This window comes from bacterium (genome assembly GCA_035530055.1).
Taxonomy (GTDB): Bacteria; UBA6262; WVXT01; order WVXT01; family WVXT01; genus WVXT01.
On record DATKVN010000103.1, the window covers coordinates 1 to 5,572 of the forward strand.

Below are 5,572 nucleotides of genomic sequence, written 5' to 3' on the forward strand. Positions count from 1 at the left end.
TTTCAACTCTTGTCGTCGGGGCCAAGATGAGGGCGGGATCAAAGGAGCTATCTTGTTGTATCAGTTTCGTCGATATCCCCTGGTTCACTGCCTGGATAAGTCCTTCAACCACGCCTGAGGATATGGAATCCATCATCCCCGCCCCTCTCATTATCCAGTAAATTTCTATTTCTCCGGGATGATTGGCATAAATGTTTTGGCTGAAGTTTTCAGGTATTACCAGAAGCGCAACTCCATTTTCTTCCCTTACTTCTTCCAGGCCTTCTTCAGCATCATTGCCATTATAGATAACCTCCGCCTTCTCGATAAGAACGGACATGGCTATATCAGAAAAATCGCCATCGTCCATATCCACGATTCCTACGACTGGCTTCTCCTCCATAGTTTCCCCGATGTTGCCAATCGTTTGCCCCACAAATCCAAGCACTATGGCAATAACCACTATTGGGATCAGGGTTGAGAGGGTAAACAATTCCTTGAATTCTTTCTTTATTATGTTGCCAATCATTTAATCGCCTTAACAAAAGCCTCTTCTATATTTCTAGCGTCATATTCCTTTTTGAGTTCCGCGGCAGTCCCGCTGGCAATTATTCTCCCATCGTCTATCAAAGCGATGCGGTGGCATAAGAACTCTACCTCAAGCATATTATGCGAAGACAATAAAACCGCCACTCCTGCCTCAACTGCGCTATTTATTATCCTCCTCACCTCCTGAGCATTTACCACGTCCAGGCCGGAGGTAGGCTCATCTAATATCGCCAATCTCGGGTTTACCATTAAAGCTCTGCCCACGAGCAAACGCCGTGTCATTCCCTTGCTGTATGTGTCAACTTTGTCGTTTATTCTCTCTCCTAAATTGGCTATTTCCAGTCCTCTCCGGACCATATCCTGGAATTTCTCTCCATCGCCAAAGAATTTGGCGATAAACTTCAGGTACTCTTTGCCCCTGAGGTTTTTATAGGCGCCAGCCTCTTCGGGCAAATAGCTTATTATCTTTCTCACCTCTCCCGCCTCTTTAGGAAGTTCATAGTCAAAGACCGTTACCGAGCCAGAGGTTATTTGAAGCAGTGTGGCAATGACTCTCAGTGCGGTTGTCTTTCCCGCACCATTAGGACCTATCAGGCCAAATATCTCCCCTTCCTTTACTTCAAAAGAGATTCCATTTATTGCCCTGAAGTTCCCATAGTCCTTGACCAGTTCTCTAACTTCTACTGCTTTCATTTATCTCACGTATCGCAACACTTAAACTTCCATATTTTCCAAGCCTTGTTGCTCCGTTTTACCTTGACTTACGCATCCTGGAATACTCGGACATTCGACAACGAATACGCCCTCTTCATCCTGTTCAATAGTTACATAGTATCTTTCTCAGTATCTAGGTAAATGTTGTCTATGTCTCGTTGAATTTCTATTGTCTTCTCTAAGGCAGTAGCAATCTTGCAATAATGTTTTATATCATCAAGAGATAATTTTTCCCTATCCTTAAACCATTTATCAAGGACTTGGTAACCGCCAATTTGGTATTCCCAGACCTCTCTTTCTATCCCCTCGAAGTATTGACTATCATTGATGTAAACCTGTTTTCCCATTTCTTCGTATCTTACCTTCCTAACTCCGTAATCACCGCCTCCCTGAAACTTAACAATAGGATTATTTAGCTCTGCCGACTTCATTAAATGTAAATCAACGAGCTTGCTGCCATATCTTCCTATCGTGCTAAACAATTCATAGTTTCTGGTAAAAGGCACTTTCGGGAAATCAATTTTCAAAAACTCGGCGTATTTACTTCGATAGATATTAGAATAAAGAACCCCGTATATGTAATAGAATATTCCCTCTGACGTCGGTTCCTCACCATAAGCCTCAGCTAATGATTCGACCAGCTTGGGATTAAGATTCGGCTTTCTCTTACCTAGTCCCAAGTGGCTAAACATATCTTTTCTGCTCACTTCAGGATAAAGGTAGAGAGGAAAGAGGCAGGACTGGGTTGTGGATTCACCACATTTGGTTTCCATGATGTGCTGACAACAGAAGAAATGGTTCATTTCCCCAGACTTATTACTTCTTGCTGATATTAATGCCAAGTTGTCTCCCGCAAACATATGGCGCATGACTTCCAGACGAGGCCAATCCACCATCTTTTGAGTATAGTAAATACTCCGAATATCAAAGGGGCGGTAAAGTATAGTAGCAAAATATGCATCCCAGTCTTTGTCTTTTGCTAATTCTTTTCGTGCTTCAGCTAGCTTCCAACCTCTCGTATCTTTCAATTTGAAAGCTTGCTGAACAATCTCATCGGGCGTTGACAGGTCTCTGAACATTTCAATTCGCCTCTTTAAGACATCTTCCCTGAAATCAATCACAAACTTGTCCCTCGCAGTGACGATTCCAGTGCAGTTTACAGGGAAAATATCGGTCACTTTCCAGTGTTTTTCATAAATATCCCTATACGTTTCTGCTCTTGGAACGAAGAAATAGTATGGGCTATTTGGGTGTATTTCCTTCCAAGCAGTTGTCTTAATGTCCCTTTTCAAAAGCCAGTCATATTTGTTTTCTTGTAGCCCACATAATTCACTGTGTGAAACCTTCTTCTCTAACCTTTCCTTTTTAACAAAGAGTGAAATGGCAACTCCCTGCCGGATGTCGAAGACATTTCCATCTTTGGAGCCATCAGAACATCTTTTCTTCTTCCAGCTGCTGCCATGCAAATCCAATACGTATATTTCATCGAAGCTATTCATCAACGATTGTCGCATTCCCCGAAATGTTGGATTATCTAGATAACTATGATTGGTGACAAACCCCAGAACCCCTTCGCCTTCTTGGTCTATCTTCCATTGAGCAAAGCGAATGAACTTGACATAGTCATCTTGAAGCCAATGCTTCTTTTCTCCGAAGTGTTTTCCATCAACATATTTATAGCGTTCAATTAAATCAGTGATCCACTTCCCCTTATTAGCTGATATTCCCGAATACGGAGGATTTCCCAGAATAACCAGAATAGGCTTTTCCTTCTTTACCTTGCCAGCAAGATGTGATTCCTCAGCTAGGGAAGACATTCCAGGAAGAGCAGTCTGTTCTAGTTCTTCCATTTCCAGAGTATTTGTAAGATAGAACTTGAATCTTTCATCCTCATGGAGCTTGTAACCCAATTCTTCCAATAGCAGCGCCATCTTCAAATGCCCTATGGCATAAGGGGCCATCATCAACTCAAAGGCATAAAAGTTTTTCAAAATATGCTCTTTAGTGAAGCTCTCTCTTCCACCTTCTCCGTATTTGGTACTGAATTCCTCTATCGCCAATTTGCTAGCCTCAGCAAGAAAAGTTAGGGTGCCCGCGGCTGGGTCAAGAACAGTAACGCCATTAGAGGCAAAACCCATATCTTTTTGGAAGCGTTCCTTGAGAATAATATTTAAGGAACGAACGATATAAGAAACTACCGATTCGGGTGTGTAATAAACGCCCCTTCTTTCTCTTTCCTTTGGATTATATTTAGCCAGAAAAGTTTCGTAGAAATAGTAAACTGGGTCTCTTCCTTTGCCTTCATGATAAAACCTGCTTAAAATTTCATTGACATCAGCCACCGCCAGAACACTAGAGATGTCATCTATAATCCATTCCATCTGCTTGGGTAATTCCCCCAGAGAGATGAAATTGAAAACATCTCGCAGGATACCAATGGTTCGGGGGATGTAATCGTAAGCCAGCTTGCGGTTAAATCCATTTTCACAGCGAGTGCGGGCGGCAAAAAGTCCGTAGGTGATAGTCTGCGCATAGAGATCGGCAAAACTATTCGGAGTTAGCCCCGCAATTAGATACTTCTGAAATGCTTCATAGAATCCAAGGATAGAGGCCTTGCCCTCTCCTGCTTTCAACTCCTCCAGAATGACCTGGTCTTTTAAGAAACTAGTCCTCCTTGCCAATTCAAATGCTAAAGACTCTGCTGTATAAGCCTTAGGGAGTGAGAAGGAGAAAAACTTATCTAGGAGATTTAGGAAACTATCTTTATTCTCTATAGGTGGAACTGTTTTCAATTCGTGAACAATAAAGGGTCTAGCCAACAAGACTCTATCAATTAACCTTCCACTACGGTACAGGCGAAATTCAAAAAAGTTAGTTAAGATAAGGTTGGGGAATGTATGTATATAGCGTTTTAGCTGCTCACCGTTCTCAATGTAGTCAAGGTTCTCCGTGAACGGCTCTTTTGCCTCAATATAACCAACGATGTTTTGCCTCCCATCCCAAACCCTGAAATCAGGATTGCCTGCCTCGGTCTTCTTGGGCAATGTGGTGATATGGATATGCTTCTTGTCGGTAGAATCAGCAAAGGCCTTTAGAAGCTCCTCTAAACTTGAGTAATAGCTTTCCTCTCGGGCATCGCCTGTTTGGGCAACCTCGAATAGCCTTTTAAGATATGCTTTCAGCATCCTCACACCTTTCTACTCGAATTTTTAACCTTATCCATATTATAATATTCGAGGCTGAAAAGCCATAAGGAGCTTGAGAGATGGCTAGCTCGGGACAGAGGACGGGGATTGCTAATTTGCCTTTGCATTACGGCAAGGTGCCGCCGTGGCTTTTCGGGCGGATGTGCCAGCTTGCCCGCGAGATTACCATTGTTACGGTAACGGAGTTTGGCACTGGAGAGATGCTGCGCCGTCTTTCCGACCCCTTCTGGTTTCAGGCTTTCGGCTGCGTGCTGGGCTATGACTGGCATTCCAGCGGCGTTACCACCACCGTCTGCGGCGCCATGAAAGAAGGAATGCGAGGGCTGGAAAGAGAGCTCGGCTTATTTGTCGCCGGGGGCAAGGGCAGGACTTCACGAAAGACCCCTGCCGAGATAGAAAACACCGGGCATCTGCTAAAGGTAAATCCATCGTCCCTGGTCTACGCCAGCCGCATGTCAGCCAAGGTAGATAGTTCCGCACTTCAGGACGGCTACCAGCTCTATCACCACAGCTTCTTCTTTACCAAAGATGGCTCCTGGGCAGTCATTCAGCAAGGTATGAATGAGGTCAACCGCTATGCGCGCCGCTATCACTGGCTGGGAGAGAAAGTCGTTGACTTTGTCTGCGAGCCCGAGGCTGCTATTTGTTCCCAGGCCAGAGGCGAGGCATTGAATCTGGTGGCTCTGGAGAGCGCAAAGGTGAGGGGTGTCATTGCCCAGGTTGCTGCCGAAGAGAAGCCAGATAAAATCGTAGGCCAGCTAAACAGGCTAAAGACCTTAAACTTGCCTCAGCGACCTTACATCAGCCTGGAAGATATTCACCCCGACAGGCTGGGCAAGATTTTCCTCACCGCTTATGAACATAAGCCCGAAAACTTTGAATCACTGCTAGCCCTGAAGGGTGTAGGACCAAAAACGCTTCGCGCGCTGAGTCTTATTTCAGAGCTGGTTTATGAGACACCGGTCAGCCTGCGAGACCCGGCAAGCTACAGTTTTGCCCACGGCGGCAAGGATGGTCATCCTTACCCTGTGGACAGGAAGACCTACGATAGCAGCATCCAGTTTCTGGCGCGGGCGGTGGAAAAGGCTAAAATCGGAGACAAGGAGAAGCTCGAAGCCTTCAGG

At 44.8% G+C, this 5,572-nt stretch carries 4 protein-coding genes; 1 reads left to right on the plus strand and 3 read right to left on the minus strand.

The window, feature by feature from the left end; all coding sequences use genetic code 11:
• The 3 genes from VMW39_08035 to VMW39_08045 form a co-directional block, all read right to left on the minus strand.
• Positions 1-508: ABC transporter permease (locus tag VMW39_08035; protein ID HUW23963.1), on the minus strand; the 508-nt coding region annotated here is incomplete at its 3' end.
• The gene (locus VMW39_08040) at positions 505-1,221 is read right to left on the minus strand and encodes an ABC transporter ATP-binding protein (GenBank protein HUW23964.1); all 717 of its coding nucleotides are present in this window, start codon (positions 1,219-1,221) and stop codon (positions 505-507) included. The genes VMW39_08040 and VMW39_08035, both read right to left, overlap by 4 nt.
• Positions 1,222-1,352: 131 nt before the next feature.
• On the minus strand, positions 1,353-4,427 hold the full coding sequence (locus VMW39_08045) for a type ISP restriction/modification enzyme (GenBank protein HUW23965.1): 3,075 nt from the start codon (positions 4,425-4,427) through the stop codon (positions 1,353-1,355).
• A gap of 80 nt (positions 4,428-4,507) precedes the next feature.
• Here VMW39_08045 and VMW39_08050 point away from each other — a divergent pair.
• On the plus strand, positions 4,508-5,572 hold a 1,065-nt coding region (locus VMW39_08050), incomplete at its 3' end, for a DUF763 domain-containing protein (protein HUW23966.1).

Bases quoted from the DNA above. Each gene is read 5' to 3' on its own strand.
- VMW39_08040 (HUW23964.1), bottom strand. From the start codon at position 1,221: ATGAAAGCAGTAGAAGTTAGAGAACTGGTCAAGGACTATGGGAACTTC.
- VMW39_08045 (HUW23965.1), bottom strand. From the start codon at position 4,427: ATGCTGAAAGCATATCTTAAAAGGCTATTCGAGGTTGCCCAAACAGGC.